General features: G+C 66.9%; 24 protein-coding genes. 10 read left to right on the plus strand and 14 right to left on the minus strand.

Translation table 11 applies throughout. The features are described from left to right. Positions 1–25 precede the first annotated feature (25 nt). Positions 26–577, plus strand: a complete 552-nt coding sequence (locus EH231_RS33520) for a Dps family protein (RefSeq protein ID WP_090429801.1) — start codon at positions 26–28, stop codon at positions 575–577. A gap of 34 nt (positions 578–611) precedes the next feature. Continuing rightward, positions 612–1,436: an MBL fold metallo-hydrolase gene (locus EH231_RS33525; protein WP_241177850.1), complete on the plus strand. Its 825-nt coding sequence runs from the start codon at positions 612–614 to the stop codon at positions 1,434–1,436. 9 nt (positions 1,437–1,445) lie between these two features. Here the strand turns inward: EH231_RS33525 and aqpZ are convergent, their stop codons facing one another. Together aqpZ and EH231_RS33535 are read right to left on the minus strand one after the other, a co-directional pair. Then, the gene (gene aqpZ / locus EH231_RS33530) at positions 1,446–2,207 is read right to left on the minus strand and encodes an aquaporin Z (RefSeq protein ID WP_090429803.1); all 762 of its coding nucleotides are present in this window, start codon (positions 2,205–2,207) and stop codon (positions 1,446–1,448) included. 114 nt (positions 2,208–2,321) lie between these two features. After that, on the minus strand, positions 2,322–3,122 hold the full coding sequence (locus EH231_RS33535; RefSeq protein ID WP_124714119.1) for a PaaI family thioesterase: 801 nt from the start codon (positions 3,120–3,122) through the stop codon (positions 2,322–2,324). Between the two features lie 62 nt (positions 3,123–3,184). On the opposite strand from EH231_RS33535, the gene EH231_RS33540 reads away from it, so the two are divergent. From EH231_RS33540 to EH231_RS33550, 3 genes are all read left to right on the plus strand, one after another. Continuing rightward, positions 3,185–5,242 carry a heavy metal translocating P-type ATPase gene (locus EH231_RS33540; RefSeq protein WP_124714120.1) on the plus strand — a complete coding sequence of 686 codons (2,058 nt, stop codon included), beginning with the start codon at positions 3,185–3,187 and terminating at the stop codon, positions 5,240–5,242. A gap of 395 nt (positions 5,243–5,637) precedes the next feature. Further along, on the plus strand, positions 5,638–10,227 hold the full coding sequence (gene gltB, locus EH231_RS33545; RefSeq protein ID WP_124714121.1) for a glutamate synthase large subunit: 4,590 nt from the start codon (positions 5,638–5,640) through the stop codon (positions 10,225–10,227). After that, positions 10,220–11,686, plus strand: a complete 1,467-nt coding sequence (locus EH231_RS33550) for a glutamate synthase subunit beta (protein WP_090429811.1) — start codon at positions 10,220–10,222, stop codon at positions 11,684–11,686. Before gltB ends, EH231_RS33550 begins: the two co-directional genes overlap by 8 nt. On the opposite strand, the gene EH231_RS33555 is transcribed toward EH231_RS33550, so the two are convergent. Together EH231_RS33555 and EH231_RS33565 are read right to left on the minus strand one after the other, a co-directional pair. Next, the gene (locus EH231_RS33555) at positions 11,683–12,243 is read right to left on the minus strand and encodes a helix-turn-helix transcriptional regulator (RefSeq protein ID WP_090429813.1); all 561 of its coding nucleotides are present in this window, start codon (positions 12,241–12,243) and stop codon (positions 11,683–11,685) included. The genes EH231_RS33550 and EH231_RS33555 overlap by 4 nt on opposite strands. Before the next feature lie 570 nt (positions 12,244–12,813). Next, positions 12,814–13,665, minus strand: a complete 852-nt coding sequence (locus tag EH231_RS33565; protein ID WP_124714122.1) for an LLM class F420-dependent oxidoreductase — start codon at positions 13,663–13,665, stop codon at positions 12,814–12,816. Between the two features lie 187 nt (positions 13,666–13,852). Here EH231_RS33565 and EH231_RS33570 point away from each other — a divergent pair, with 187 nt between their 5' ends. Further along, complete coding sequence (locus EH231_RS33570) at positions 13,853–15,199, plus strand: NAD-dependent succinate-semialdehyde dehydrogenase (RefSeq protein WP_090429817.1); 1,347 nt, start codon at positions 13,853–13,855, stop codon at positions 15,197–15,199. On the opposite strand, the gene EH231_RS33575 is transcribed toward EH231_RS33570, so the two are convergent. Continuing rightward, a complete protein-coding gene (locus tag EH231_RS33575) occupies positions 15,192–16,826 on the minus strand; it encodes a SulP family inorganic anion transporter (protein WP_124714123.1) in 1,635 nt (544 codons plus the stop codon). The genes EH231_RS33570 and EH231_RS33575 overlap by 8 nt on opposite strands. 81 nt (positions 16,827–16,907) lie before the next feature. Here EH231_RS33575 and EH231_RS33580 point away from each other — a divergent pair, with 81 nt between their 5' ends. Continuing rightward, positions 16,908–17,285, plus strand: a complete 378-nt coding sequence (locus EH231_RS33580) for a thiol-disulfide oxidoreductase DCC family protein (RefSeq protein ID WP_090429822.1) — start codon at positions 16,908–16,910, stop codon at positions 17,283–17,285. Positions 17,286–17,294: 9 nt separating this feature from the next. Beyond that, positions 17,295–18,299, plus strand: a complete 1,005-nt coding sequence (locus tag EH231_RS33585) for a PHP domain-containing protein (protein WP_090429824.1) — start codon at positions 17,295–17,297, stop codon at positions 18,297–18,299. Between the two features lie 3 nt (positions 18,300–18,302). Here the strand turns inward: EH231_RS33585 and EH231_RS33590 are convergent, their stop codons facing one another. Then, positions 18,303–18,593: a YiaA/YiaB family inner membrane protein gene (locus tag EH231_RS33590; protein WP_090429826.1), complete on the minus strand. Its 291-nt coding sequence runs from the start codon at positions 18,591–18,593 to the stop codon at positions 18,303–18,305. Positions 18,594–18,668: 75 nt separating this feature from the next. Between EH231_RS33590 and EH231_RS33595 the strand changes: the two genes are divergently transcribed. Next, positions 18,669–19,100, plus strand: a complete 432-nt coding sequence (locus tag EH231_RS33595) for a hypothetical protein (protein ID WP_090429828.1) — start codon at positions 18,669–18,671, stop codon at positions 19,098–19,100. A gap of 10 nt (positions 19,101–19,110) precedes the next feature. On the opposite strand, the gene dinB is transcribed toward EH231_RS33595, so the two are convergent. Further along, positions 19,111–20,328, minus strand: a complete 1,218-nt coding sequence (dinB, locus tag EH231_RS33600) for a DNA polymerase IV (RefSeq protein WP_090429830.1) — start codon at positions 20,326–20,328, stop codon at positions 19,111–19,113. A 24-nt stretch (positions 20,329–20,352) separates the two neighbouring features. Beyond that, positions 20,353–20,994, minus strand: a complete 642-nt coding sequence (locus EH231_RS33605) for a TetR/AcrR family transcriptional regulator (protein ID WP_124714124.1) — start codon at positions 20,992–20,994, stop codon at positions 20,353–20,355. 79 nt (positions 20,995–21,073) lie between these two features. On the opposite strand from EH231_RS33605, the gene EH231_RS33610 reads away from it, so the two are divergent. Continuing rightward, entirely contained in the window at positions 21,074–22,543 is a 1,470-nt protein-coding gene (locus tag EH231_RS33610) for a flavin-containing monooxygenase (RefSeq protein WP_090429834.1), read from the plus strand. A 69-nt stretch (positions 22,544–22,612) separates the two neighbouring features. Here the strand turns inward: EH231_RS33610 and rraA are convergent, their stop codons facing one another. From rraA to EH231_RS33640, 6 genes are all read right to left on the minus strand, one after another. After that, the gene (gene rraA / locus EH231_RS33615; protein WP_090429836.1) at positions 22,613–23,095 is read right to left on the minus strand and encodes a ribonuclease E activity regulator RraA; all 483 of its coding nucleotides are present in this window, start codon (positions 23,093–23,095) and stop codon (positions 22,613–22,615) included. Positions 23,096–23,115: 20 nt separating this feature from the next. Continuing rightward, positions 23,116–23,877, minus strand: coding sequence for a MerR family transcriptional regulator (locus EH231_RS33620; protein WP_090429837.1), 762 nt, complete (start codon positions 23,875–23,877; stop codon positions 23,116–23,118). A gap of 44 nt (positions 23,878–23,921) precedes the next feature. Then, positions 23,922–24,446, minus strand: a complete 525-nt coding sequence (locus EH231_RS33625) for a hypothetical protein (RefSeq protein WP_124714125.1) — start codon at positions 24,444–24,446, stop codon at positions 23,922–23,924. Between the two features lie 82 nt (positions 24,447–24,528). Next, on the minus strand, positions 24,529–25,383 hold the full coding sequence (locus EH231_RS33630; protein ID WP_241177851.1) for a CopD family protein: 855 nt from the start codon (positions 25,381–25,383) through the stop codon (positions 24,529–24,531). Beyond that, positions 25,359–25,865, minus strand: coding sequence for a copper resistance CopC family protein (locus EH231_RS33635; protein ID WP_124714127.1), 507 nt, complete (start codon positions 25,863–25,865; stop codon positions 25,359–25,361). The genes EH231_RS33630 and EH231_RS33635 overlap by 25 nt, the downstream gene beginning before the upstream one ends. Continuing rightward, positions 25,862–26,548 (minus strand): YcnI family copper-binding membrane protein, encoded by a 687-nt coding sequence (locus tag EH231_RS33640; protein ID WP_090429844.1) that lies wholly within the window; start codon positions 26,546–26,548, stop codon positions 25,862–25,864. The genes EH231_RS33635 and EH231_RS33640 overlap by 4 nt, the downstream gene beginning before the upstream one ends. Between the last annotated feature and the right edge of the window lie 17 nt (positions 26,549–26,565).

A 26,565-nucleotide genomic window follows, 5' to 3' on the forward strand; every position in this document is an offset into this window, starting at 1 on the left:
CCCATCGTGAATCAAAGGAGCCGCAATGACCTCGTTCACCATTCCCGGACTGACCGACAAGCAGGGGAGCGACGTGGCCGAGCTGTTGCAGAAGCAGCTCAGCACATACAACGACCTACATCTCACGCTCAAGCACGTCCACTGGAACGTCGTCGGTCCGAACTTCATCGGAGTGCACGAGATGATCGACCCGCAGGTGGAGCTGGTGCGGGCCTACGCCGACGAGGTCGCTGAACGGATTGCCGCACTGGGCAAATCGCCTAAGGGCACCCCGGGCGCCATCGTCGCTGACCGCACCTGGGACGACTACTCCGTCGGACGTGACAAGGTGCAAGCCCACCTCGCGGCGCTCGACCTCGTCTACAACGGGGTGATCGAGGACATCCGCAAGGCGATCGGCCGCCTGGAGAAACTCGACCTGGTCTCCCAGGACATCCTCATCGATCACGCTGCCGAACTCGAGAAGTTCCAATGGTTCGTCCGGGCCCATCTGGAGAGTGCCGGAGGCACGCTGGCCCATGAGGGCGCACCCACCGAGCGCGGTGCGGCCGGGAAGGCGCGACGCAAGAGCGCTTGACCTGAACCATTGTTGAGGTGCCAAGCTCGGCGGTATGCCTACTTGGATTTGCACGGGATGTGGTGTGGAACACCCGGATTCCGATACCGAACCGGCGACCAGCTGCGTGCTGACCTCCGAGGCGGTGTCGATCGAGGAACGTGGCGACCTGCCACCGCACGGCACCTGGACCACGCTGGATGAACTGGCGGCCCAGCCGCACCACACGGAACACGTCGACCACGGCCGCGGGGTGCACAGCCTGCGCAGAGCGCCCAAGTTCGCCATCGGGCACCGGTCGTTCCTGGTGCAGACCGCGAACGGAAACCTGTTGTGGGATTCGCCGGGTTACCTGGACGACGAGATCGTCGGCCTCGTTCACGGCCTCGGGGGTGTGGCTGCTGTTGCCGCCAGCCATCCGCACATGTTCGGAGCGCAACTCAGTTGGAGCAGGGCGTTCGGGGGAGTGCCGGTATATGTGAACTCCCTTGATGCCGAGTGGCTTCCGGGTCCGGATCCGCTGATCGAGCTGTGGGACGGGCAGTCCGAACCACTGCCCGGACTACGGCTGATACATGTCGGCGGCCACATGCGGGGCAGTTCGGTGGCACTGACGACCGACGGCACCCTGCTGGTCGGGGACACCATCTCCGGTGGGCTGGCCCGGAACTGGGTGTCGTTCCAACGGAACTTCCCCAAGCACGTCCCGCTGTCGGCCGCGGTGGTGCGGCGGATCGTGGACCGGCTCGATGAATACGACTACGACCGGCTCTACACCCTTGGCGGCGATGAGATAGACAGCGCCGCCAAGGATGTAGTGCACCGGTCAGCCGAGACTCATATTCGTTGGGTCAGTGGTGAATTCGACCACCTGACCTGATCCGCCGGGCTACCGGTCGAGCGCGTCCTCGCGTACCGGGCGGTCGGCCAGTTCGTCGGCGACTCCGAACAGGAACGAGTAGGCCAGCCCGGCGATGGCCGCACCGACCAGCGGGGCCAGCCAGAATGCCCAGAGCTGCGCGGGTGCGCCGTTGCCGTTGAAGAACGCGACCGCCGTGGAGCGGGCCGGGTTGACCGACGTGTTGGAGATCGGGATCGAGATCAGGTGGATCAGCGTCAGGGTGAGGCCGATCGCCAGTCCGGCAAAGCCCTTCGGTGCGCGGTCGTCGGTGGAGCCGAGGATTACCAGCAGGAACACCGCGGTGAGGATCACCTCGGCGAGAAGGACCGCAACCAGCGAATAGCCGCCGGGGGAGTGCTCGCCGAACCCGTTGGCGGCCATGTTCCCGGTGGCCGACCAGCCGTCCTTGCCGCTGGCGATCACGTAGATCACCACGCCGGCGACCAGACCGCCGATCACCTGTGAAATCCAGTACGGCACAACGGCTGCCCACTCGACGCGACGGGCCAGCGCGGCGCCCAGCGTGACCGCCGGATTGAAGTGCCCGCCCGAGACGGTGCCGAAGGCGTACACGCCGGTCAGCACCGTCAGGCCGAACGCCAGGGCGACCCCGAGGAAACCGATTCCCACGGAGAAGCCGTCTGAGAGAAACTTCGCGGCGAACACCGCGCTACCGCAACCGCCCAGGACCAGCCAGAACGTCCCGATGAATTCGGCTGCCAATCGATGTGACATAGTCGGCGTACTCATGGCGAACTCCTCCGTAGATGTGGTTCATTCCGGAGGGTTTCACGCCAGTGCGCAATGGCAGCATCGTTGTTGTGAAATCGATTGCACAGTGAAATTTACGTTGCCGTGGCGAAATCAGCGGTACGCGGTCAGCCGGGCGATCAGGGCGACCGCACCGTCGTCGCCGATGGCCTGCGCATCGGCTACACCGGAGCTTCGTCCGGTGCGTAATGCCCTTGCCTCATAACGGGATTCGTTGCCACCGCGGAACTGGCGCAGATAGTTGACCCGCAATGAGGCCGTCTGCCATGGCGCACCGGTGCCGTCGCTGAGGGCGGCCGAGCCCACGAGTTCGAGCGCCGCCGCGGACACCCCGCCGTGCACGATGCCGATGCTGTTGTTGATGACGGGATCCGGCAGCTGCCGCAACACCGCAGCCTGGCCGCCGGTCTCGGCGACCTCGACCGACATGCGGTCTTCCAGGGCAGCGGGTGGGATTCCCTCGGTCGAGCTCGAGGGCCAGGCGACGATGTGTCCCGGAACGTGGATGTGAAAGGACCGCACCGTCGCGGTCCCCACCAACTGGCCGCTGTGCGTCAGCTCGGACAGGCTCAGCGAACCCGTGCCCTTCGGGCCGAACGGCCGTGCACTCGCGACCACGGGCTCCTCCGGCGCGGCCGCGACGAGCTCGAGCGCGTGCGGGGTCAGCTCGATGGCCAGCTCGCTGGACACCGTCCACTCGTCTTCATCGCGGCGATAGTGGTTGACCAGGCCGCCGATGTGGTCGACCAGCATCGCCAGCGGGGCGGCGGTCGGGACGTGCGTCAGCGGATTGAGCAGACCGCCCACGGGTATGGAGGCCACGCAGCGGTCCGGGCCCTCCTCAAGGGTTTGGACGCCCATGCGGCCCAGCGGGGTGTTCAGCGGATAGTGCATCGCCGTCAACAGTTACGCCCATCACGGTGGCCAGATACCCCCTAGGGGTATACAGTGGCGACATGACCACGACCGAACACGCGATGCACGAGCACGAACACACCGGTCACGAGGGGCATGGCGGCCACGGCGACCATGTCGCGCAGTTCCGGAGGTTGTTCTGGGTCATGGCCGCGCTGGCCGTGCCGACCGTCGCACTCTCACCGATGTTCGCGATGCTCCTCGGCTACGACCTACCGAGTTTCCCCGGGGCACGCTGGATCTCGCCGGTGCTCGGCACGGTCATGTACGTATGGGGCGGCCGGCCGTTCCTGACCGGCGCGATCAGCGAGATACGTTCGCGCGCACCGGGAATGATGCTGTTGATCGGACTGGCGATCACGGTCGCGTTCATCTCGTCGTGGGGGGCCAGCCTCGGGGTGCTGCACCACGAGCTGGACTTCTGGTGGGAGCTCGCGCTGCTGATCGTGATCATGCTGCTGGGCCACTGGATCGAGATGCGGTCGCTGGCCCAGACCACTTCGGCACTCGACTCGCTGGCCGCGCTGCTGCCCGACGAGGCCGAGCGCGTCGAGAACGACGGCGATGCCGAGCAGGTGGTGACCGTGGCCCCGGCGGATCTACAGGTCGGCGACCTGGTGATCGTTCGGCCGGGCGGCAGCGTGCCCGTCGACGGCCGCATCGTCGACGGTGCCGCCGACATGGATGAGTCGATGGTGACGGGCGAGTCGCGGACGGTGCGCCGAAGTGCTGGTGACGACGTCGTCGCGGGAACCGTCGCCACCGACTCCGGACTGCGGATCCGGGTGACGGCCGTCGGCGACGACACCGCGCTGGCCGGCATCCAACGGTTGGTCGGCGAGGCGATGAACTCCTCGTCCCGGGCGCAGCGCCTGGCCGACCGGGCCGCGGGCTGGCTGTTCTGGTTCGCGCTGGGTTCGGCGGTGCTGACGGCGCTGGCGTGGACCCTGTTGGGCGAACCCGACCAGGCCGTCGTCCGCACGATCACGGTGCTGGTCATCGCGTGCCCGCACGCCCTGGGCCTGGCCATCCCGCTGGTGGTGTCCATCGCGACCGAGCGGGCCGCCCGGGGCGGGGTGCTGATCAAGGACCGCCTGGCGCTGGAGACCATGCGCACTGTCGGCGCGGTGCTGTTCGACAAGACCGGAACCCTCACCAAGGGGGAGCCGGCCGTCACCGCGGTGGTGGCCACGGACCGGCCGGAGAACGAGGTGCTGGCATTGGCGGCGGCCGCGGAGGCGGATTCCGAACACCCGCTGGCCCGCGCCATCGTCGCGGCGGCACAGCACCGCGGCCTCGACATCCCGGCGGCGAGCGATTTCAGTTCCTCTCCCGCGGTCGGGGTCAGCGCCCTGGTCGGTGGGCAGCGCGTGCAGGTCGGCGGGCCCGCGCTACTCGAACAGGCCGGGCAGACCCCGCTGCCGGACACCGTCCGGTGGGATGGCGCCACCGTGCTGCACGTCCTGGTCGACGGGAGCGTGGCCGGCGCGTTGGCCCTGGCCGACGAGATCCGGCCGGAATCCCGTCAGGCCGTCGACGCACTGCACGCGCTGGGCATCGAAGTGGTGATGATCACTGGCGACGCCGCTCCGGTGGCCTCCGCGGTGGCCTCAAAGCTGGGTATCGACCGCGTATTCGCAGGTGTACGGCCTGAAGACAAGGCCGCCAAGGTCGCCGAACTCCAGCGCGAAGGCCTGAAGGTGGCCATGGTGGGCGACGGCGTCAACGATGCGCCCGCACTGGCCGCCGCGGACGTCGGCATCGCCATCGGCGCGGGTACCGACGTCGCCATCGCGTCGGCGGGCGTCATTCTGGCGAGCTCGGACCCACGATCGGTGCTCTCGGTCATCGAGCTTTCCCGGCAGTCCTACCGGAAGATGAAGCAGAACCTTTGGTGGGCAGCGGGTTACAACCTGATCTCGGTCCCGTTGGCCGCCGGTGTGGCCGCGCCGCTGGGTTTTGTAATGCCCATGTCCGTCGGAGCGATATTGATGTCAGCGTCGACGGTTGTCGTGGCACTCAATGCGCAGTCGCTACGTCGCCTCGACTTGCGGCCCGAGGCCGGCGTGCGCAGCGTTACGCAGGTCTCGGGGCGCTGACTGTGCAAATCTAAGAATCTGACTAAGCTTTCCTGCAAATATCAATAGTGGGTATAACAGCACTATAACGACATATTTATATGCACCCAGCAAATAAATATGATGATTGGAGCAGTGGTTGACCCGGAAGGGGGGTGGGGGTCCCCCTGTTGGGAATGCGTGAAATATCAAGGGCCGCAATGTGATTGACCATCTCTGCGACTGGTCTGTCCGCAGGGCTGAAAGCCGCCGACGGAGTATCGTTAGGCTTAGCTAAGTTGGCATCTGCCACGGTAGTTGCCTTATCGTTTTCTCCACTTATGGCGTGTGGGACATAGCCGTCGTCCAGTGCTGCACGGAGGCCACCCACGCCGAGCCGGCTTCTTCGTAGAAGCGTGTTGAAGGGCAAGGTGGGAATGGCGCCCAGCAAGGTCGGGCTGTACAACCCCGCATACGAACATGATGCGTGCGGTGTGGCAATGGTGGCAGACATTCATGGTCGCCGCAGCCGGGACATCGTGGACAAGGCCATCACGGCACTGGTGAACCTAGAGCACCGCGGTGCCCAGGGCGCCGAGCCGAACACCGGCGATGGCGCCGGCATTCTGCTGCAGGTCCCGGACTCGTTCCTGCGTGAGGTCGTCGACTTCCAGCTCCCGGAGCCCGGTAGCTACGCCACCGGTATGGCCTTCCTCCCGCAGTCGTCGCGCGACGCGGCCGCGGCAGCCGAAGCCGTCGAGAAGATCGTCGAAGCCGAGGGCCTGCAGGTGCTGGGCTGGCGCGAGGTGCCCACCGACGACTCGTCACTGGGCGCACTGGCCCGTGACGCCATGCCGACGTTCCGGCAGCTGTTCATCGGCGGTGCCTCCGGCATGGACCTGGAGCGCAAGGCGTACGTCGTGCGCAAGCGGGCCGAACACGAGCTGGGCACCAAGGGCCCGGGCCAGGACGGCCCCGGTCGCGAGACGGTGTACTTCCCGAGCCTGTCCGGCCAGACCTTCGTCTACAAGGGCATGCTGACCACCCCGCAGCTCAAGGCCTTCTACCTGGACCTGCAGGACGACCGGATGACCAGCGCGCTGGGCATCGTGCACTCCCGCTTCTCCACCAACACGTTCCCGTCCTGGCCGTTGGCCCACCCGTTCCGGCGGATCGCCCACAACGGCGAGATCAACACCGTCACGGGCAACGAGAACTGGATGCGCGCACGTGAGGCGCTGATCCGCACCGAGGTGTTCGGCACCGACGGACTCGACAAGATCGTCCCGGTCTGTACCCCCGGCGCGTCGGACACCGCGCGCTTCGACGAGGTGCTCGAGCTGCTGCACCTCGGCGGCCGCAGCCTGCCGCACGCCGTGCTGATGATGATCCCCGAGGCGTGGGAACGCCACGAGTCGATGGATCCCGCCCGCCGCGCCTTCTACGAATTCCACGACTCGCTGATGGAGCCCTGGGACGGCCCGGCCTCGGTGTGCTTCACCGACGGCACCGTCATCGGCGCCGTGCTGGACCGCAACGGCCTGCGCCCCTCCCGCATCTGGGTGACCGACGACGGCCTCGTCGTGATGGCATCCGAAGCCGGCGTGCTGCCGCTCGACCCGTCCACCGTCGTCCAGAAGCTGCGCCTGCAGCCCGGCCGGATGTTCCTGGTGGACACCGCCCAGGGCCGCATCGTCTCCGACGAGGAGATCAAGGCTCAGCTGGCCAGTGAGCAGCCCTACCAGGAATGGATCGAGGCGGGCCTGTTCCCCCTCGACGAGCTGCCGCCGGGTGACTATGTCCGGATGCCGCACCACCGCGTGGTGCTGCGCCAGCAGATCTTCGGCTACACCTACGAGGAACTGAACTTGCTGGTGGCGCCCATGGCGCGCACCGGGGCCGAGGCGCTGGGTTCGATGGGCACCGACACCCCGGTCGCCATCCTCTCGGCGCGGCCGCGGATGCTGTTCGACTACTTCCAGCAGCTGTTCGCCCAGGTCACCAACCCGCCGCTGGACGCCATCCGCGAAGAGGTGGTCACCAGCCTTCAGGGTGTCATCGGACCCGAAGGCGACCTGCTCAACCCCGGTCCGGAATCGTGCCGGCAGATCGTGCTCCCGCAGCCGATCCTGCGCAACGCCGACCTGTCCAAGCTGATCTGCGTCGACCCCGACCATGAGGTCCGGGGCCACAAGCACGGCATGCGCGCCGCGGTGATCCGTTGCCTGTACCCGGTCAACCGGGGCGGCCAGGGCCTCAAAGAGGCGCTGGACAACGTCCGCGCCAAGGTCTCGGAGGCGATCCGCGAGGGCGCCCGCATCATCGTGCTGTCCGACCGCGAATCCAACGAGACCATGGCGCCGATCCCGTCGCTGCTGTCCGTGGCCGCGGTGCATCACCACCTGGTCCGCGAGCGCACCCGCACCAAGGTCGGCCTGGTGGTCGAGGCCGGTGACGCCCGCGAGGTGCACCACATGGCCATGCTGTGCGGCTTCGGTGCCGCCGCGGTCAACCCGTACATGGCCTTCGAGTCGATCGAGGACATGGTCGACCGGGGTGTGATCTCCGGAATCAACAGCGACAAGGCCAAGGCCAACTACGTCAAGGCCGCGGGCAAGGGCGTGCTCAAGGTGATGTCCAAGATGGGCATCTCCACCCTGGCGTCCTACACCGGTGCGCAGCTGTTCCAGGCGATCGGCATCTCCCAGGAAGTGCTCGACCAGTACTTCACCGGGCTGAGCTGCCCGGTGGGCGGCATCGACCTCGACGACATCGCTGCCGACGTCGCAACCCGCCACTCACTGGCCTACCTGGACCGCCCCGACGAGCGCGCCCACCGCGAGCTCGAGGTCGGCGGCGAGTACCAGTGGCGCCGTGAGGGCGAGTACCACCTGTTCAACCCGGACACAGTGTTCAAGCTCCAGCACTCCACCCGCACCGGTCAGTACTCGATCTTCAAGGAGTACACCGCGCTGGTCGACGACCAGAGTGAGCGGATGGCCTCGCTGCGTGGCCTGCTGAAGTTCAAGGACGGTGTCCGCCAGCCGATCTCGATCGACGAGGTGGAACCCGCCTCCGAGATCGTCAAGCGCTTCTCCACCGGCGCCATGAGCTACGGCTCGATCTCGGCCGAAGCACACGAGACCCTGGCCATCGCGATGAACCGCCTCGGCGGCCGGTCGAACTCGGGTGAGGGCGGCGAAAGCGTCGACCGGTTCGACCCCGACGAGAACGGTGACTGGCGCCGCAGCGCCATCAAGCAGGTGGCCTCCGGCCGGTTCGGTGTGACCAGCCACTACCTGACCAACTGCTCCGACATCCAGATCAAGATGGCCCAGGGCGCGAAACCTGGTGAGGGTGGCCAGCTTCCGGGACACAAGGTGTACCCGTGGGTGGCCGAGGTGCGGCACTCGACCCCGGGTGTCGGTCTGATCTCGCCGCCGCCGCACCACGACATCTACTCGATCGAGGATCTGGCACAGCTGATCCACGACCTGAAGAACGCCAACCCGGCCGCTCGTGTGCACGTGAAGCTGGTTTCGGAGAACGGTGTCGGAACGGTCGCCGCGGGTGTCTCCAAGGCACACGCCGACGTCGTGCTGATCTCCGGCCACGACGGCGGTACCGGTGCCACCCCGCTCACCTCGATGAAGCACGCCGGTGCGCCGTGGGAGTTGGGCCTGGCCGAGACTCAGCAGACCCTGCTGCTCAACGGCCTGCGTGACCGCATCGTGGTGCAGGTCGACGGTCAGCTCAAGACCGGCCGCGACGTCGTGGTCGCCGCGCTGCTTGGCGCCGAGGAATTCGGTTTCGCCACTGCGCCGCTGGTGGTTTCGGGCTGCATCATGATGCGCGTCTGCCACCTCGACACCTGCCCGGTGGGTGTGGCCACCCAGAACCCGGTGCTGCGTGAGCGGTTCAACGGCAAGCCCGAGTTCGTCGAGAACTTCTTCATGTTCATCGCCGAAGAAGTCCGTGAACTCATGGCGCAGTTGGGCTTCCGCACCGTCAACGAGATGGTCGGTCAGGTCGGCGCGCTGGATACCACCCGGGCCGCCGAGCACTGGAAGGCGCACAAGCTGGACCTGACGCCGGTGCTGTACGAGCCCGAGTCGGCGTTCATGAACCAGGACCTGTACTGCAGCTCGCGTCAGGACCACGGCCTGGACAAGGCACTGGATCAGCAGCTGATCACCCAGAGCCGCGAGGCCCTGGACTCCGGCTCGTCGGTGCGCTTTTCGACGAAGATCACCAACGTCAACCGCACGGTGGGCACCATGCTCGGTCACGAGGTCACCAAGGCCTATGGCGGGCAGGGACTTCCGGACGGCACCATCGACATCACGTTCGACGGGTCGGCCGGCAACAGCTTCGGCGCGTTCGTGCCCAAGGGCATCACACTGCGGGTCTACGGCGACGCCAACGACTATGTCGGCAAGGGTCTGTCGGGTGGCCGCATCGTGGTCCGCCCGGCCGACGAAGCACCGGCCGGCTTTGCCGCCGAGGACAACATCATCGCCGGCAACGTGGTGCTCTTCGGCGCCACCAGCGGCGAGGCGTTCCTGCGCGGCCAGGTCGGCGAGCGGTTCGCGGTCCGTAACTCCGGCGCCCACGCGGTCGTCGAAGGTGTCGGCGACCACGGCTGCGAGTACATGACCGGCGGCAAGGTCGTCATCCTCGGACCCACCGGCCGCAACTTCGCGGCGGGTATGTCCGGCGGTGTCGCCTACGTCTACGACCCGGCAGGCGTGCTGGGCGAGAACCTGAACACCGAGATGGTGGAGCTGGAAGCCCTCGAGGCCGCTGATGTCGAGTGGCTGCACGGCATCCTCACAGCCCATGTCGACGCAACCGATTCGGCTGTGGGACAACGGGTCCTAGACTCCTGGGATGGATCGGATGGAGCGTTGAAGCATTTTGTGAAGGTCATGCCGCGCGACTACAAGCGCGTGCTGGCCGCGATCGCCGAAGCCGAACAGGCCGGCGTCAATGTGGACGAGGCGATCATGGCGGCGGCCAATGGCTGATCCGCGCGGTTTCCTCAAGCACACCTCCAAGGAGCTTCCGTCCCGCCGGCCGGTTCCGCTGCGGCTGAAGGACTGGAAAGAGGTCTACGAGGACTTCTCCCACGATTCCTTGCAGGACCAGGCATCGCGATGCATGGACTGCGGTATCCCGTTCTGCCACAACGGCTGCCCGCTGGGGAACCTGATCCCCGAGTGGAACGACCTGGTCTACAAGGACCGGTGGCGCGACGCGATCGAGCGGCTGCACGCCACAAACAACTTCCCGGAGTTCACCGGACGGCTCTGCCCCGCACCGTGTGAGGCATCGTGCGTCCTGGGCATCAACCAGGATCCGGTCACCATCAAGCAGGTCGAGGTCGAGATCATCGACAACGCCTTCGACCAGGGCTGGGTCGTTCCGAAAATGCCCGATGTGCAGACCGGTAAGAAGGTCGCCGTCGTCGGGTCCGGACCGGCCGGACTGGCCGCCGCCCAGCAGCTGACCCGGGCCGGCCACACCGTCACGGTGTTCGAGCGTGCCGACCGCATCGGCGGTCTGCTGCGCTACGGCATCCCCGAGTTCAAGATGGAAAAGCGCCACATCGACCGGCGTCTGGAGCAGATGGCTGCCGAGGGCACCCAGTTCCGGCCCGGCGTCAACGTCGGCGTCGACATCACAGTGGCCCAGCTGCGGCTGAACTACGACGCGGTCGTGCTGGCCGGCGGAGCGACCGCATGGCGCGATCTGCCGGTCCCGGGTCGCGAGCTCGACGGCATCCACCAGGCCATGGAGTTCCTGCCCTGGGCCAACCGCGTGCAGCTCGGCGATGACGTCCTCGACGAGAACGGCCAGCCGCCGATCACCGCCAAGGACAAGCACGTCATCATCATCGGCGGTGGCGACACCGGCGCGGACTGTCTCGGCACCTCGCACCGTCAGGGCGCGGCCAGCATCCACCAGTTCGAGATCATGCCGCGCCCGCCGGAGACCCGCGCCGACTCGACCCCGTGGCCGACCTACCCGCTGATGTTCCGGGTGTCCTCGGCCCACGAAGAGGGCGGCGATCGCGTGTTCTCGGTCAACACCGAGGAATTCACCGGCGCCGATGGTCACGTGACCGGCCTGCGTGCGCACGAGGTCAAGATGAACGCCGGCAAGTTCGAGAAGGTCGAAGGGACCGACTTCGAGCTCAAGGCCGACCTGGTGTTGCTCGCGATGGGCTTCGTCGGGCCGGAGAAGGAAGGTCTGCTGACCAAGCTCGGTGTCGAGCTGACCGACCGCGGAAACGTCTCGCGCGACAACAACTTCCAGACCTCGGTGCCCGGCGTCTTCGTCGCCGGTGACATGGGTCGCGGGCAGTCGCTGATCGTGTGGGCGATCGCCGAGGGCCGGGCCGCTGCCGCGGGCGTGGATCGTTACCTGATGGGCAACACCGCCCTGCCGGTGCCGATCAAGCCCACTGCCGCACCGCAGCGCTAGCCGTGTAACAGACGGGTGAGCAGTTCGGTCCGCGAATGCACGGCCGACTTTCGATAGACGTGCTGCAGATGGCTCTTCACCGTCGGAACACTGATGAACAGGGCGCGCGAGATATCGCCGTTACTCGCGCCCTGTGCGAGTAGTTCGACGACGTCGCGCTCGCGGGCGGACAGTTGCCAATGTTCGGGAACAGCAGAAGAATTCGGTGCGCTCGGCAGTTGACCGAGCATGCAGTACGACTGCTCGACAAATCCGTGGGACTTCTGCAGGAACTGGATCTCATCTTTTGTGAAGTCGCCGTCCTTGGCGCTCTTCAGCAGCGAGACCCCGGCCACGATGCGACCGGCATGGCGCAGGTACAGCTCCGCCTCGTACCGGTAGCCCATCGGGCGGAAGAACCCTGCGTAGTAGTCGGTTCTGTCCAATCGCTGTCCGAGATCGCTCGACGTCGCCAGCTCAGCTCCGGACCCCGCGAACCTGCGGGGATGAAACGGGTCCAACTCGTGGAAATAGCCGGTGTACGGGCCGTTGTCCTCGGGACGGATCCGGTCGAACACGTGCTCGCCGGCGCACCGGTTTCCCGGAGCAGGCTGACTGGGGACCTGAACTTCAGAGATTTCTTAATTAACTGATGTGTCCTGTATCACAGTTCCTCGGGGCGCTGACCGGCGGTGAAAAGTGATCCAAGTCTCTTATTTTGTCGCTCACGCCGCCACATTCGTCTCAGGAGTCCCATAAGAAACATCAGATTTTTCTTCGGCGTGGCTCACGCTGTTTGCCGGATGACGGGTATCTAATGACGTGGTGAGAGTGCTGCGGTAACGTAGAACTACGGGTACAGCAACCAGTAATTCGCAGGAGTGATCACCGTGTACATCAATCCGATCAGTCGGTCACGGATGGGTCGTATTGCCTGGTCATTGTTCCGTCATCCGATGAAGAGCCGTGAGTTTCCGGCCAAGAACGAACGCCTGGCCACGGCGGACGAGCTACTTCGCTTCGGTGTTTGACGGGTATCCGTCACGCCGGCCCGGGGTGGAGTGCGCCCCGTTGCTGTTTTTCGACTGAAATGGACAACGCCCTCGAACCGACGCGATAGCGCCGATCCGAGGGCGTAGCCGTATGCGTCAGCGCGTCAGCTGGCCGGAATCCCTGATCGCCTCGGCCAACGGCTCGAGTACGGCCGGGTCGTAGGGCGGCGGCAGGTAGATGATCGCGAGATCGAGTCCCTCGGCACCGAGCGCCGCGGCCTCGTCGACCACCTTCTTGTAGTCGCGGTCCTCGCCGAGGCGCACATGCGCCGACAAGGTGATCTCCTTGGGGTCCCGGCCGATGTCGGCGCAGTGCGCGGCCAGCACATCGCGCTTACGGGCAAACTCCTCCGGCGGCCCGCCGACGAAATTCCAGTGATCGGCGTACTGCGCGGTGATGCGCAGCGTGCGCTTCTCGCCACTGCCGCCGATGCAGAACGGCGGGTGCGGCTGCTGCGGGCCCTTCGGCTCGTTGCGGGCGTCCTTGAGTTGGTAGAACTTGCCGTCGAACGTCGTCGTCTCCTGCGACAGCAGGCCTTTGAGAACCTGGCAGGCCTCCTCGAACCGGTCGAAGCGCTCCTTGATCGAACCCAGTTCGATGCCGTAGGCCCCGGACTCCTCCTCGTTCCAGCCGGCGCCGATACCGAGCTCCAGGCGGCCGTTGGAGACGATGTCGAGTGCGGAGGCCATGTTCGCCAGCACGGCGGGATGGCGGTAGTGGATGCCGGTGACGAGCACGCCGACGCGGAGCCGCTCAGTGGCCTGCGCCAGGGCGGTCAGCGTCGTCCAGCCCTCGAGGCAGGGACCGGACGAGTCGGAGAAGATCGGATAGAAGTGGTCGAACGTCCAGCCGGATTCGAAGACGTCGATCGTGTCGGCAGCTTTCCAGATGGCGAGCATGTCGGCCCAGGTCGTGTTCTGCGGGGAGGTTTTGAAGGCGAAGCGCACGCCATCACAAACTAGTCGCGTCCGACGATTCATTCCTGGACTCGCGCAACTGCCAGGAGCCTTTCAGGTCCCGCCCCGGATCCGTTGTGCTGATTCCGTATCTTCAGTGCCATTCTGGCGTCGCAATCGGTAGTCTCGGGCAGGGAAATATACGAAATCCCCCGATCCGACCCGTCTGGGAGTAAACATGAGCGAGTACGCAGTCACCGATCCGGCGACCGCCGAGGTGGTCGCCACCTATCCGACCTCGACCGACGCCGAGATCCAGGCTGCGATCGAGGCTGCGGCCAAGACCGGCCGCAGCTGGGCCCGCACCACCACGGTGGCCGAGCGCGCCGCGCTCATCGGCAAGGTCGCCGCCCTGCACGAGCAGCGCCGCGAGCAGCTGGCCGACGTCATCGTCCGTGAGATGGGCAAGCCGCGCGACCAGGCCCTGGGTGAAGTCGACTTCAGCGCCGCCATCTATCAGTACTACGCCGACAACGCGGAGAAGTTCCTCGCCGACGAGGAGATCACCCTGCTCGACGGCGAAGGCACCGCGGTGGTCAAGCGAGGCCCCGTCGGCGTGCTGCTCGGCATCATGCCGTGGAACTACCCCTACTACCAGGTCGCCCGGTTCGCCGGTCCAAACCTGATCGTGGGCAACACAATTCTGCTCAAGCACGCTCCGCAATGCCCCGAATCCGCCGAGCTGCTGCAGCTGATCTTCCTCGAGGCCGGTCTGCCGCAGGGCGCCTACGTCGACATCCGTGCCACCAACGACCAGGTCGCCGAAATCATCGCCGACCCACGGGTGGCCGCGGTCTCGCTGACCGGTTCCGAGCGGGCCGGTGCCGCGGTGGCCGAGATCGCCGGCCGCAACCTCAAGAAGTGTGTGCTGGAACTCGGCGGCTCCGATCCGTTCATCGTGTTGTCCACCGATGACCTCGACGCGACCGTGCAGTCCGCGGTCGAAGGCCGGATGGAGAACACCGGACAGGCCTGCAATGCCGCGAAGCGGTTCATCGTCGCCGAGAACCTCTACGACGACTTCCTGGCCAAGTTCACCGAGAAACTGCTGGCCGCCGCCGACGGGATCGCCCCGCTGTCTTCGGAATTGGCCGCCGAGAGGCTCGAGCAACAGGTCAAGGCCGCTGTCGATCAGGGTGCCAAGCTGACCTCGGCGGGGGAGCGCCGCGGCGCCTTCTACCCGCCGGCCGTACTGACCGGTGTCACCGTAGACAACGACGCCTACCGGCAGGAGCTGTTCGGTCCGGTCGCCGTGGTGTACAAGGCCGGCTCGGAGGACGAGGCCGTCGAAATCGCCAACGACACCCCGTTCGGGCTGGGCTCCTATGTCTTCACCACCGATGCCGATCAGGCCGCGCGCGTGGCCGACCGCATCGATGCGGGCATGGTGTTCGTCAACGCCGTCGGCGCCGAAGGGGCCGAGTTGCCGTTCGGCGGCATCAAGCGATCCGGTTTCGGGCGTGAGCTCGGCAGGTTCGGCATGGACGAGTTCGTGAACAAGAAGCTGATCCGTACGGTCAGCTGACGTGTGAGCGGGCATGCTCGACCGCTTCGTCGAGCGAATCGAGCAGATGGTTTTCGTGTCGCAGTGACTCGAACACGCCGACGTTGGCCAGCAACTCGGCGTGTTCGGGGCGAACACCCTTGATGATCACCGTGATACCGCGCGACTCCAGCTCGCTGGCGATCTCGGCGAGCGTGTGTGCGCCGGTGGCGTCGAGCATGCCCAGTTGCGACATCCGGATGATGACGACGGATGTCCGCGGATGCTCGGCGTCCACGATCGCGCTCGAAATACGTTCGGCCGCACCGAAGAACATCGCGCCATCGAGGCGCAGCAGCGCGATCCGGTCATCCCCGGGATGCGACGGACCCGGGAGTTCCTCACGGACGACGCTGCTGCGCCGCGCCACCGAACGCAGCGCGAAGAACGCGGCGACCACGACGCCGATCTCGACGGCCTCGATCAGGTCGAAGCACACGGTGACCGCGGCGGTCAGCACAAACGTCAACGCATCGGATCGTGTGGAGCGCAGGATCTTCCGGATCGTGCCCGCCGAGATCATCCGGAACGACGTCACCATCAGCACCCCGGCCAGCGCGGCGAGCGGAATGGTGGACACCGGTCCGGTGGCCAGATAGACCACGCCCAGCAGGACAACCGAGTGCACGATCGCCGCCACCCGCGTCCTGGCGCCGGACCGGACGTTGACCGCCGTGCGGGCGATCGCACCGGTGGCGGGCATGCCCCCGAAGACTCCGGAGGCGACCGAGGCCAGACCCTGTCCCACCAGCTCACGGTCGGGGTCGTACGGCCCGGTCGGCGACATGGTCGCCGCGACCCGCGCCGACAGTAGCGATTCGATGGCCGCCAGTGCGGCGATGGCCAGCGCGGCGCCCAGCAGGGTGCGCATGGCGCCGAGGTCGGCGTGCGGCAGCACCGGGGCGGGCAGGTGGGACGGCAGCGCACCGATCGCGGCGACCGGAATGTGGAGCACGGAAACCAGGACGGTAACCACGATCACCGCGGTCAGCGATTCCGGGATGGCCCGGTGCAGCCGGGGCAGGGTGACCATGAGGAGCGCGACGACAGCCACCACCCCAAGGGTTTTCACGGCGGCGGTCCAATCGGCCTGGATGATCACCGTGATCGCCGCGGGCAGCGTGCGCTCACCGGCCGGGGCCTGCTGCGCGAAGGCGGCGGGAACCTGCTGCAGGAAGATGATCGCCGCGATGCCCAGGGTGAAGCCCTCGATAACCGGCCATGGAATGAACGTCACGGCCCGGCCGAGGCCGGTGGCTCCCGCCGCCAGCACCAGCAGGCCTGCCACCACCGTAACCAGGGCGATGCTGCCGAGTCCGTGTTGCGCGACGATCGGCGCGAGGACCACCGCCATCGCCCCCGTCGGGCCGGACACCTGCACATGAGAACCGCCGAACACGGCCGCGACCAGGCCCGCGACCACTGCGGTGACCAGGCCGGCGGCGGCTCCCACGCCTGAACTGATCCCGAACGCCAACGCCAACGGCAGTGCCACCACGCCGACGGTCACGCCGGCGAGGATGTCGCGGCGCCACGATCGCGGCAGTTCGGTGTAGTCGTCGCGATGGGGCAGCAGCCGGCGGAAGGTGCCGGCCGCGGTTCTGATCAAGGGTATCGCCTGACGGATTGATGGATTGAGAGATTTTGCAAGCCACTGTACGGCATCGTAAATACTGGGCAAACTGAAGGTATGAGCGGCGTCCTGTACTTCGACGGCAACTGCGGCATGTGCACGCGCAGCGTCAATTCCCTGATGCGGCGGCAGCGGACCGGAGACCTGCACATCGAGCCCTTTCAGCGGCCCGGCACGGCCGAGCGGCTCGGCGTGACGGCGGATCAGCTCCCCGAAGCGGCGTGGTGGGCGGACTCGTCGGGGGATGTGTACCGCGGGGCAGAAGCCATCAACGCCGCGCTGTCGGCCGGGATGGGTAGCCGGATTCCGTTGGGGGTGTATCGGATTCCCGGTGTGCGTCAGGTGCAGAACGCCGCCTACCGCTGGGTGGCGAGCCACCGGTACCGGTTCCCGGGCACCACGCCGCATTGCGCCGCGCGCCCAGGGGACTGCTGAACAGTGCCGATGGATCCGGTAACCGCACTGCGCCAGATCGCGTACTACAAGGACCGCGCGCGGGAAGACTCGCGGCGGGTGATGGCCTATCGCAATGCGGCCGACATCGTCGAGGCGCTGACCGACGAACAGCGCGAGCGCCTGGGTGCGACGAACAGCTGGCAGTCGTTGCCGGGCGTGGGACCCAAGACCGCGAAGGTGATCGCCCAGGCCTGGGCCGGCCGTGAGCCCGACACCCTCATCGAGTTACGTTCGGCGGCTGAGGATCTCGGTGGGGGCGAAGTGCGCGTCGCGCTGCGGGGCGACCTGCACGTGCACTCCAACTGGTCGGACGGATCGGCCCCGATCGAGGAGATGATGCTGGCCGCGCGCGACCTGGGCCATGAGTACTGTGCGCTGACCGACCACTCACCGCGCCTGCGGGTGGCCAACGGGTTGTCACCGGAACGGTTGCGCGAGCAGCTCGACGTCATCGAGGAACTCCGCGAACTCGTGGCCCCGATGCGCATCCTCACCGGGATCGAGGTCGACATCCTCGAAGACGGATCGCTGGACCAGGAACCCGAACTACTCGAGCGCCTCGACGTGGTGGTGGCCAGCGTCCACTCCAAACTCACCATGGACTCGGCGGCCATGACCCGGCGCATGGTCAAAGCAGTGTCGAATCCGCACACCGACGTCCTCGGGCACTGCACCGGACGCCTGGTCACCGGCGGACGCGGCGTGCGACCGGAGTCCAAGTTCGATGCCGAGAAGGTATTCACGGCGTGCCTCGACCACGGCACCGCCGTCGAGATCAATTCCCGGCCGGAGCGGCGCGACCCACCGACCCGGTTGCTGAACCTGGCGCTGGAGATCGGCTGCCTGTTCAGCATCGACACCGATTCCCACGCGCCCGGTCAGCTCGAATTTCTCGGCTACGGGGCCCAGCGCGCCCTGGAGGCCGAGGTGCCGATCGACCGGATCGTCAACACCTGGCCCGCGGAGCGGCTGCTGGCGTGGACCGCCGGCTGAGACTCACGTCCCCGAGGTGAACGGATCATGCTCGGCGAGAAGCCTTTCCATGCGGGCCTCGTCGAGGCGAACCCGGACGGTGGCCGCTTCCTGCTGATCGCGGATCACCTTGGCCAGGGTGAACGCGCTGGTCACCAGGAACAGGACGGACATCGCGAGGAACATCCGCTGCCAGGAATCGATCGGCAGGAAGAAGATCCCGCCGAGCACACCGAGGAAACTCACCCCGAATGCGATGGTGGCCTGCAGCGCGAATGCGGCGGTGACTCTCGAACTGTCGTTGAGTGCGATCATGTCCCGAGCCTGGCGTAGTACACGAGTCGCCGGATGCGTGAGACTACTCAAAACTCCTCGGTCTAAGCTCACGCGATGCACGCGGATCTCGGGATCGACACCGTCATCACCCTGCTGGCAGCCGGCCTGATCTTCCTACTGGCGCTGGTGCTCGGGGTGTGGAAGTACCGGCAGATGGCGACCAGTGAGAACCACCTGGCCCACCCGTACGTCGACATCGCCCACCGGGCCGCCCTGCTGTATTCCTTCGCGACGCTGCTGGTGGCGGTGTTCGTCGAACTCAGCGCCTGGCCCACCTGGTTGAACCTCACCGCGGCCATGGTGCTGGTGCTGTTCTTCGTCGTCGCGATCCTGAGCTACATCGAGCACGGCGCCAGGCGGGACACCACCAACCAATTCGAGCGGCCCACCGCGGGACTGCACGCCGGGATGGTCGCACTCATCGTCGGTGAGATCGGCGGGTTTGCCGTGCTGCTCGCCGGATTCATTGCCGCGCAACTGTTCTAGGGGCAGCCCGTCAGTAGGGCAGCGTCGGCATCTCCAAGCCGGGATCGCGCCCGACCAGCACCCCGCGGGTCAACATCGCGTTGCCGAACCGTTGACGCACCTCGTCGATGGCGCCGTCGATGGCCACCGGATCGGGCTGCGACTCGAAAGGCAGCTCCAACTGCTGGCTGCCCTCGTGATCGATGTTGGAGACCGCGAACCCGATCAGGGTCAGCCCGCGCTCGGCGATCACCGGCGCGGCGGCCGTCACCAACGCACGGGCGGCGGCCAGGACCGCATCGGTCGAGGCGGTGGCCCGGGTCAGGGTGTGCGACCGGGTGGCCCGGCCGAAATCATCGAAGCGCAAACGCAACACGACGGTGCGGCCGGTGCGTCCGGCCCCACGCATGCGGCGGGTGATGCGGTCCACGAGGTTGACCACCACGACGTCCACCTCCGCGGCCGACATCGTGTTGCCGCGCCGCCCGAGTGCGCGTTGGGCACCGACGGAACTGCGACGGACGCCCGTCGTCACCCGGCGTCGGTCGATGTTGCGCGACAACGCATACAGCTGCCGCGCCATCGCGCCGCCGACCATGGTGCCCAGTGCCGACTCGGACAACTCGGCCACATCGGCGACCGTCTCGACGCCGTGGGCGTGCAGCTTCTCGGCGGTCTTGGCGCCGACACCCCACAGCCGGCGGACCGGCAGCGGATGCAGGAACGCCAACTCGCGGTCGGGCGGCACCAGCAGCAGGCCGTCCGGTTTGGCCACCTGGCTGGCCACCTTGGCCAGGAACTTGGTGCGTGCGATGCCGACGGTGATGGGCAGGCCCACCTGCTCGCTGACCTGCTCGCGCAGCCGGCGGGCGATCTCCACCGGGGTGCCCGACACCCGGCCCAACCCGGATACGTCGAGAAACGCCTCGTCCACGGACAGCGGCTCGACCACCGGCGTGGTGTCGTGGAACACCTCGAACACATGCCGGCTGGCTTCCGAATAGGCCGACATGCGCGGCGGCACCACCACGGCCTGCGGGCACAAAGCCCGGGCCTGGCGCCCGCCCATCGCCGTACGTACTCCGAAGGCCTTGGCCTCGTAGCTGGCGGCCAGCACGACCCCGCCGCCCACGATCACCGGGCGTCCGCGCAGGGCCGGATCGTCGCGCTGCTCGACCGATGCGTAGAACGAGTCGAGATCAGCGTGCAGGATGCTCGCAGACGCGGTTGGTGGACCCGACACGAACATATGTTCGCATAGGTGGCGGACGGGTCAGGGGACCTCACCGTAGATGCTGGTCAGCCAGATGTGGGCGAGGGTGTCGACCACCTTGTCGTAGTCGACCGCGGGCTGTTCGGCGCTCAGGGCCGCCATCATGGTCCGCTCGTTCATCAGGTTGAGTGACGTCGCGAGGTCCATGGCCGGAATGGTCTCCGGGGCACCGCCGCGTTGGCGTTCGGCAGTGATCAGGGCGGCGGTCAGGGCGATCCACTTCTGCATGAGGCCGGACCAGAGCGCGCGAAACTCCGGGCTCCTGTTGAGTGCCTCGGTGCCGGCGCGGGCCGTGGCCGGATCCGACCCGAACGAGCTGAAGAAGATCTCGATGCCGCGGCGGATCGCCCGCCGGGGATCGGCCGGCATGGCCTCCAGCGCGCTGTCGAAACCGGTGTCCGCGCGCTTGATCAGTGGATCGAGCAGCGACAACACGACCGCTTCCTTCGACGGGAAGTAGAAGTAGAACGTCGGCCGGGAGATCCCGGCGCCTTTGGCCAGGTCATCGACGGATATGTCGGCGAACTTCTTGGTCTCCAGCAGCTGCCTGGCGGTCGCGAGAATCGCCGCTTCGCGGTCGTCGCCCGACGGGCGGGTGGCACGGCGGCCGCGCGGGGCGCGCGTCGTGCTGGAGCTGGTCACAATCAAGCAGCCTAACACCGTGTTGAGTTTCTCAACACACCGTTGACCGACTCAACACGGTGTTGATACCGTCGGTCCCATGACCGAACATTTCGATGTTGTGATCGTCGGTGCCGGCATTTCCGGCATCAGCACGGCCTGGCACCTGCAGGACCGTTGCCCGACCAAGAGCTACGTGATCCTCGAGCGCCGGGAGAACATCGGCGGCACCTGGGACCTGTTCAAATACCCGGGTATCCGTTCCGACTCCGACATGTTCACCCTCGGATTCCGGTTCAAGCCGTGGGAGTCGGCCAAGTCGATCGCCGACGGCGAGTCGATCTGGAACTACATCAACGAGGCTGCCGACGAGAACGGCATCAGGAACCACATTCGCACCGGCCACCGCGTGCTCTCGGTGGACTGGTCGGACGCTGACAACCGCTGGACCGTCGACGTCGAGCACAACGGCGAAGCCAAGCAGATCACCGCGTCGTTCCTGTCGGTGTGCAGTGGCTACTACAACTACGACGAGGGCTACTCGCCTGAGTTCCCCGGCGAGGCAGACTTCAAGGGACAGATCGTCCACCCGCAGCACTGGCCCGAGGACCTCGACTACACGGGCAAGAACGTCGTGGTGATCGGCTCCGGAGCCACCGCCATCACGCTCATCCCGTCGCTGGTCAGCGGCGGCGTCGGACACGTCACGATGCTGCAGCGTTCACCCACCTACGTCGGATCCCTGCCGCTGGTCGACCCGGTGGCCGTGAAGACCAACAAGTACCTGCCCAAGAACCTGGCGCACTTCGTCAACCGGTGGAAGCAGATCGGATACAGCACCGGCCAGTACCAGGTCGCGCGCCGCTTCCCGTCGGTCTTCAAGCAGTTCCTTCGCAAGATGGGGACCCGCCGCCTGCCCGAGGGCTTCGACTACGACAAGCACTTCAGCCCGAGCTACGCCCCGTGGGACGAGCGAGTCTGCCTGGCCCCCAACGGGGATCTGTTCAAAGCCATCCGCTCTGGCAAGGCCGGCGTCGTCACCGACACCATCGACACCTTCACCGAAACCGGCATCAAGCTGAGCTCCGGTGAGGAGTTGCAGGCCGACATCATCGTCACCGCGACCGGCCTGAACATGCAGCTGTTCGGCGGCGCGGTGGCCCACCGCAACGGCGAGCCGATCGATCTGACCAAGTCCATGACCTACAAGGGCCTCATGCTCTCGGGTGTGCCGAACATGGCCATCACGTTCGGCTACACGAACGCGTCCTGGACGCTGAAGGCCGACCTGGTGTCCGAGTTCATCTGCCGCGTGCTGAACTACATGGACGCCAACGGTTTCGACCGCGTCGAACCGCAGCACCCGGGCGGTGCCGTCGACGAGCTGCCGTTCATGGACTTCACCCCCGGCTACTTCCGGCGGGCCATGGACAGCCTGCCGAAGTCGGGTTCGGAAGCGCCGTGGAAGCTCAAGCAGAACTACTTCTTCGACATGCGGACCATCCGGTACGGCAAGGTCGACGAAGAGTCGCTGATGTTCACCAAACACCGTGCCGCAGTGACGGTTTAGTTTCTCCGTCGAGCAGACGTAAAACTGCCCCTTCTCGCGTGAGAAGGGGCAGGTTTGCGTCTGCTCGCGCTAGGAAGCGGCGACCACGACGATGCCGTCCTCGTCGCAGTAGGCGATCTCGCCCGGGACGAAGGTCACCCCGCCGAACTCCACGGGCACGTCGCGCTCACCCTCGCCGGTCTTGGTGCCCTTGCGCGGGTTGGTGCCCAGTGCCTTGATGCCGACATCGATGGTGCGCAGCGTCGCGGCGTCCCGCACCGGTCCGTTGACGACCACGCCCGACCAGCCGTTGTCATGGGCCAGCCCGGCGATGATGTCGCCGACCAGCGCGGTGTGCAGCGAGCCACCGCCATCGACGACCAGCACCCCGCCGTCGCCCGGGGTGGACAGGATCGACTTGAGCAGTGCGTTGTCCTGAAAGCAGCGCACCGTGGTGATCGGCCCGGCGAACATCGTCTTGCCGCCGTAGTTCTGTAACTGCAGATCGCAGCTACGGACGTCGGGGTAGATCTCGTCGACCAGATCAGCGGTGGCGCGCGGTTCGATACTCACCCGGCGATTATCGCAGCCGGCTAGCCGGCGATGCTTTGCACGATGATGTCGTGCACGAACTGGGCCAGGCCCGGTTCGATGTCGTCGTAGTAGCGGGTGAACCGCTCATCCGCGAGATACATCTGTGCGAGGCAGACGTGCATGTCGTCGCTGCAGTCGTAGAACCGGGAGATGTTGGCGCGATGCCGGGCGGCCAGCGCATTCGCCTGCGGCGAGCCCGGCACGAATCCGGCGCGCTTACCCTCGGCCAGGGCGTCGAGTAGCGCGTCGTTCTCCGCCTTCATCTCGACCCAGTCCTGCTTGGTGAGTCTGGCCGCGCGCTCCTGTGACTGCCGCCATTCGTCGGTGCCACCCCAGCGCTCGCGGACCTCGTCGGCATGCTCGTCGTACACGGCACTGCCGAAGATCTCCACCTGCTCCTCGGCGGTCAGCTGGATTCCCCTGTGGTGGGCGCTCATCAATTCCTCCACTGCCTTGATGGTCTGCTGAAGCCGCTCGGCCTGATCGCACAGCAGGCTGTGCTGGCGTCGCAGGTGGGCGAGCACGTCGGCATCGCCCTCGATCAGGGACCGGATCTCATCCAGGGCCAGGCCGACCGAGCGATACACCAGCACCAGGTGCAGGCGCTCGATGTCGGCATCGGTGTAGCCGCGGTAGCCGGCCGCGGTACGCACAGTCGGTACCACCAGACCGATGTGGTCGTAGTGATGCAGCGTGCGCACCGAGACACCTGTCAGCTCGGCGACCGCACCGACAGATCTCGCCTCTGAATTCGCGTGCATGAGGCCACTATCGACCCTGACGTCGCGTCAGGGTCAAGCCCAGATCAGCTCTCGTCGGAATGACGGCGGCTGAGCAACACCAGCAGCACGGCCAAAACGCCCACGGCCACCGCCGCGGCGAGTGGCAACTTGGACGACGGACTCTCGCTGATCGGGACCGGGACCGGGCCGGACACCGGGTTGGCTGCCGACGTGACAGTCGACTTGGCCTGGGCCGCAGCCTCTTTGGCGGCCTTCGCGACATCCGGCAAGGGAGTGACGGGAGCGGGGGCCGCCTTGACCGGAGGCGGGGCAGGCTCAGCCTTCTTGGCCGGGGCCTTCTTCGCCGGAGCTTTCTTGGCGGCCTTGGCAGGGGCCTTCTTCGCTGCGGCCTTCTTGGCCGGAGCCTTCTTCGCGGGGGCCTTCTTGGCCGGCGGAGGACCGGGTTTGGGAGCCGGAGTGGGAGGGGCCGGAGTGGGCGGAGCCGGAGCGGGCGGGGCAGGATCCGTGCCGGCCGCTGACGCATCGGCCGCAGCCGACTCAGCCGCGGTTTCGGGCTTCTCGGCGGGTTGATCCTGCTGCTCTGCCATCTGGCTGCTCCTTTGCAGTATCTGGTGTTCCGCGGTGGGCGGGGGCCGGCAGTGTTTCCCATCATGCCAGGCGCCGCAGCGGTCAACCCGTGACGGCCAGAGCCGCGGCAAGGGTGACCGCAACAGCCATCATGCCCAATTCCACCAACGAACGGTGCTGCGACAACGCGGCGCTGCTGCGGTGTGCCCGCGCCGCGGGCAGCCACTGCGACCGGTTTCGCCAGGCCAGCACCAACAAGATCACGGTCACGACCACTTTGGCCGCCAACAGCCGGCCATAGCCGGTGCCCCACAACTCGGCGGGCGAATCCAACTTGACCGCGGCTCCGGCCACACCGGCGATCAGCAGCACACCCACGCACGACAGCGACAACTGTGAGAACCGGGGCAGCACCCTGGCCCACTGGCCGCGATGCGTCACCGTCAGCACCAGCGCCGCCAGCACGCCGCACCACACCGCCGCCGCCAGTGCGTGCACGGCCACGGCCATCCCACCGATCGGGCTCTCCGAAAGATGCCCGGTCAGAGTCCTGGCCGCCATCCCGACGGCTGCGACGCCGACAATCGCGGACGTGGTGGTGGCGCCGCGCGGAACCAGGATCGCCACCACACCGACGACGAGTGCCGCCGCGATACCGACCAGCCCCGAACGTCCGGAAGCGGTGTACAGACCGAAGTCGGTCAGGGTGCGCACGCCGATCTGCCAGAACCCGACTCCCGCGGTCTGCGCCGCCTCCACGGTCAACCGCACGATCTCGGCCAGCAGCCAGATCGCCGCGGCCAGGGCGAGTGGCCCGGTGGCCCGCCGGCTCAGCTCGGCGCGGTAGCGGTCGGATTCGAGCAGTGGCACCGCCCCCAGGCCGAGGGTGACGATGGCGGCGCCGTCAGCCAGCGCCCGGATCAGCGCGCCGGTCACCGTTGACGCCGGACCGCCCACCAGGCTCCGCCGCCGATGAGTACCACGGCGACCAGAACGAACGGCCACACCACGATGCCGCCGTCGGACTGCGCCGGTGACGAGGCGGCAGGCCCCGGAGTACCAGCGCCGGCGACGGTCAGGTCGAACGACCAGGAACCCGAGACCACATGCCCGTCTGCCGAGGTCACCCGGTAGTTCACCATGTACGTACCCGCCGGGCCGAGTGGGCGGACCCCGACGCTCAGCATCGCGCCGGCGACCAACGGATCACCCTCGGACCACAGGTTGTTGTCCGGGCCGACGACGGTCATGTTGGCGAAGGCAGGCTGCAGCGCCTCGTTGAAGGTGGCGCTCACCCGCGGGGGTGAGGCGCTGAGCGCCGCGTGCTCGGCCGGCTCCGCTGCCACTCGGGCCGCGTGCGCCGACGCCGCAGGGGCCCCGAGCATTGCGGAGGCGGCCAGGATCAGCCCGGTGAGGGCCGCGGCGAGCAGGCGGCTCATGACCGGCGCCGGGTCAGCAGGCCTGCGACCACTGCGGCGGCCGCGACGATCAACGCTCCACCTGCCAGCCAGCGCGCCGAATTGTCGACGGTGCTCGAGGGCTCAGCGACGGCAGGCGCGGTCTGCGCGGGTGCCAGGGGTGCCTCGGTGCCGTGTTCGGCGGATTCGGATGCGGGCGGGGTTCCGGTCAGCGTCAGTTGCGGCGCGGGATGCTCGGGCTCGCTGCCGTCGGGCAGGGGCGCCTGATCCCACCGGACCACGGAGCCGTCGGAGTAGGTCTGGGTGACGGGGAAGCTCGCCGTCGGCGCATCGGGCAGTTTGACCGACACCCGGAACAGCGCGAACTGCTCGGGTGAGATGCCCACCCCGGGTGCCGCGGTCCAGGTGACCGTCCGGACAGTGCCTGCGGCGGTGTCACGGTCGAGCTTGGCGGTCCACCCCGGCATGACCTCGGTGCGGGCTGAGGCGACGTCGGGCAGATCGACCGTCAATTGTGTTGTCAGCGCACCGGTATCGGACTCGCCGGGGACCCGGAAGGTGAGGACCGAGGTGGACCCCGGCGTCGGATTGTCGGCGTCGACGTGGACATGCGCCCATGCCGGTGCGGCGGTGAGCAGACCGGTGACGGCGACCGCCGCGGTCGTGAGCAGGGCGCGCGAGGACGCCCCGGTGAGGGATTGCATCTCTGGGTGTCTTTCTG

The sequence above is a fragment of the Mycolicibacterium nivoides genome (assembly GCF_003855255.1).
Lineage (GTDB): Bacteria > Actinomycetota > Actinomycetes > Mycobacteriales > Mycobacteriaceae > Mycobacterium > Mycobacterium nivoides.

Excerpts from the sequence above, each read along its gene's own strand:
- EH231_RS33520 (WP_090429801.1), top strand. The coding sequence starts at position 26 with ATGACCTCGTTCACCATTCCCGGACTGACCGACAAGCAGGGGAGCGAC.
- EH231_RS33525 (WP_241177850.1), top strand. The coding sequence starts at position 612 with ATGCCTACTTGGATTTGCACGGGATGTGGTGTGGAACACCCGGATTCC.
- aqpZ (WP_090429803.1), bottom strand. The coding sequence starts at position 2,207 with ATGAGTACGCCGACTATGTCACATCGATTGGCAGCCGAATTCATCGGG.
- EH231_RS33535 (WP_124714119.1), bottom strand. The coding sequence starts at position 3,122 with ATGCACTATCCGCTGAACACCCCGCTGGGCCGCATGGGCGTCCAAACC.
- EH231_RS33540 (WP_124714120.1), top strand. The coding sequence starts at position 3,185 with ATGACCACGACCGAACACGCGATGCACGAGCACGAACACACCGGTCAC.
- gltB (WP_124714121.1), top strand. The coding sequence starts at position 5,638 with ATGGCGCCCAGCAAGGTCGGGCTGTACAACCCCGCATACGAACATGAT.
- EH231_RS33550 (WP_090429811.1), top strand. The coding sequence starts at position 10,220 with ATGGCTGATCCGCGCGGTTTCCTCAAGCACACCTCCAAGGAGCTTCCG.
- EH231_RS33570 (WP_090429817.1), top strand. The coding sequence starts at position 13,853 with ATGAGCGAGTACGCAGTCACCGATCCGGCGACCGCCGAGGTGGTCGCC.
- EH231_RS33580 (WP_090429822.1), top strand. The coding sequence starts at position 16,908 with ATGAGCGGCGTCCTGTACTTCGACGGCAACTGCGGCATGTGCACGCGC.
- EH231_RS33585 (WP_090429824.1), top strand. The coding sequence starts at position 17,295 with ATGGATCCGGTAACCGCACTGCGCCAGATCGCGTACTACAAGGACCGC.
- EH231_RS33590 (WP_090429826.1), bottom strand. The coding sequence starts at position 18,593 with ATGATCGCACTCAACGACAGTTCGAGAGTCACCGCCGCATTCGCGCTG.
- EH231_RS33595 (WP_090429828.1), top strand. The coding sequence starts at position 18,669 with ATGCACGCGGATCTCGGGATCGACACCGTCATCACCCTGCTGGCAGCC.
- dinB (WP_090429830.1), bottom strand. The coding sequence starts at position 20,328 with ATGTTCGTGTCGGGTCCACCAACCGCGTCTGCGAGCATCCTGCACGCT.
- EH231_RS33610 (WP_090429834.1), top strand. The coding sequence starts at position 21,074 with ATGACCGAACATTTCGATGTTGTGATCGTCGGTGCCGGCATTTCCGGC.
- EH231_RS33620 (WP_090429837.1), bottom strand. The coding sequence starts at position 23,877 with ATGCACGCGAATTCAGAGGCGAGATCTGTCGGTGCGGTCGCCGAGCTG.
- EH231_RS33625 (WP_124714125.1), bottom strand. The coding sequence starts at position 24,446 with ATGGCAGAGCAGCAGGATCAACCCGCCGAGAAGCCCGAAACCGCGGCT.
- EH231_RS33635 (WP_124714127.1), bottom strand. The coding sequence starts at position 25,865 with ATGAGCCGCCTGCTCGCCGCGGCCCTCACCGGGCTGATCCTGGCCGCC.
- EH231_RS33640 (WP_090429844.1), bottom strand. The coding sequence starts at position 26,548 with ATGCAATCCCTCACCGGGGCGTCCTCGCGCGCCCTGCTCACGACCGCG.